This window comes from Aquabacterium sp. (assembly GCF_004297345.1).
GTDB lineage: Bacteria > Pseudomonadota > Gammaproteobacteria > Burkholderiales > Burkholderiaceae_C > Aquabacterium.
In genome coordinates this window covers 1-2,381 of record NZ_SCTN01000421.1, presented here as the reverse complement: position 1 = coordinate 2,381, position 2,381 = coordinate 1, and the positions used below count along the sequence as shown (strand labels likewise).

The 2,381-nt window shown below is 62.8% G+C and carries 2 protein-coding genes; both read right to left on the bottom strand.

From position 1 onward, the window contains the following. Positions 1-839, bottom strand: an 839-nt coding sequence (locus EPO09_RS16220; protein WP_367200078.1) for a DEAD/DEAH box helicase, incomplete at its 3' end; no start/stop codon positions are given. A 5-nt stretch (positions 840-844) separates the two neighbouring features. Then, the coding region (locus tag EPO09_RS16215) for a hypothetical protein (protein ID WP_290644462.1) at positions 845-2,381 on the bottom strand (1,537 nt) is incomplete at its 5' end.

Below are 2,381 nucleotides of genomic sequence, written 5' to 3'. Positions count from 1 at the left end.
GCTGCGGATCTGAAGGCCGCAGCCCGCGCCAGGATCAACGGTGTACATGCCTCGTCGATCAGGATACTGTCGGCCTCATCCACCACAGCCATACACAGCCCGCGCAGCACGATCGCTTGCGTGTCACCAACCGTGCGCGCAGCGCGGTCCCGCAGGTGATCGAACGCCACCTCCTTCGCCGTCACGTGCACCACATCGGCCTGATAGGCTTGCTTGCGCTCGTGCGGCAGGCTGGCCGACGTCACGGAAGCCACAGTCAGGCCCAAGGCTGCATAAAGCGGGCTCAGTTGCTGCGCGTCACGCCTGGCCAGGTAGTCGTTCGCCGTCAGTACGTGTACCGGCACGCCCGCCAAAGCGCCCGTGGCAGCAGTAAGGAACACGGTCAAGGTCTTGCCCTCGCCTGTGGCCATTTCGGCCAGACGCTGCCCCAACATCCACCAGGCTGCCAGCAATTGCACGTCATGCAACTGGAACCCCAAGTTCGATCTCACCACCTCGGCAATCAAGCCAAAGCTTGATGCGCTCAGCGCTGGCGTAAAGCCCTCGCTGCCCAGTCGCTGCTTCAACACTTGAAGTTGCTGTTCTCGCGCGGCTTCGCTCAAATCGCGCCATGCCAGTTGCGCATCGCGCACAGCGTGCAGGAAATGCTGATTGCGCCGTGTTGTCGGGTGCGCTGGCGCTTGCCACCAGGCCTGCAACCAGGCCATCCACGCCCCCCGAGCCCGCACAGACAAGTCTTTGAGCGGATAGCTACCGTGCACGGGCCCCGGCCTGGGCACTTGCGTGCCCGTGAGCGTCATCCGATCCGACCACTGGCGAACCTCTGGATGACGCGGCATGGCCATCACGCCATGCCTTTCACATCCGAGAAATGCTTGAGGAAGAGTTGCCTCAGACGCTGGCCCCAGGTCTGGAGCAAGGGCCTGGGCTGCAGCTCCAGCTTGACCTTGGCCAGGCCACCGGCACGCGGCACGCGCTCCTGCAATACAACGTCCATCGCGAACATCGGTTCAGAGGGTTTCATGCCATCGGGATCCGATGCGTCGGTGGCAATCGGGCCACCTTGCTTGTTGCCCAAAGAGGCTGATGGCAGCCGCTCCACTGCCGCTGGGGTCTCACCAGATGGTCTGGCCGGCAAAGGCATCCCTGGGCGTTCAGCCAGGATCACGGAGGCCTGTTTCAAGCGCCCCCGCACGTCATCAATATCTCGCTGCGACACCAGCATGCGCACCACGGTCGGCACATCCGACATCACATAGGCCAGCAACTGCCCACGGCTGACCTGCCTGGACTCCAGATCCTCTTCACGAGACAACACGAACTCGCCAGGACGCACCGCTCGCAGCACCTGCCTGGACAAGTCCTCGTCAATCTTGGCCAGCCGGGCATAGTCACGCGCCAGCGCCTGCTGCGCATTGCTGACCTTCAAAGGCTCCACACCGAACGCCGCGTTCAATTCCGCCCGAGAACCGTCGATCTGCGCCAGCACCACGGTTCGTTCGGTCAACAAGGCCGGGTCACGCAAGCGTATCAAGGGCTGACCGGGCATCACGCGTTGCCCACTGCGAGCCAGCATGGCCTCGACTTCGGCGTCACTGGTGGCGCGAATTTGCGCATCGGGCGGCAGCCACACCACGCCATCCGTCACGATGGATGCGGGCATGGGCACCAGGGCCAGCAAGGCCAGCACGCCAACGAGGGCGGTCATCCCGCTCCAGACAGCCCTGGTTCGGACGGACTCGAAACCCGGCGCCGACAGCACACTGTCAGCCCAGTTGCGACAAGGCTGCAACACGAGACTCCAGATCATCCAGCCCAGGATGGCCAGGCCGATCCAGGAAGACTTGTCCGAAGCCCAGTTCACCATCACGGTGCTGATACCCAGTCGATACAGCCACGAAGCGGGCGCATACAACCGCAACAGCCAACGCTCGATCTTGTCGACCTCCGAGACAGCCGTGGGCTCAATGGGCATGCGCAGCAAGCTGGCCACCAGGCGCTGCCACATGCGCTCGTTGCTCTTGCTGCTGCGCTGAGCCAGATTGGGCAGATCCAGTGCATCGCAGGCCACGAAGTAACCGTCAAACTTCATCAACGGATTGCCATTGAAGAGCAAGGTGGACAGGCCACCCAGGCTCATCAGTGTGAAGGCCAACTCGCGTACGAAGCCGTCTTCAATCAGTAACCACAAAGCCATGCCCAGCACAGCCAGGAACGCTTCGACCATGATGCCGGCCCCCGCCACCAGGGCGCGCTGAGCACGGCTTGTCAGCTTGTTGGACGCGGAGGCGTCCACATAAGGCATGGGCACAAACATGAAGAAGTTGACGCCCACCTCAGGCACTTCGCACCCGAAACGCCTCAGCATCAAGGCATGCCCC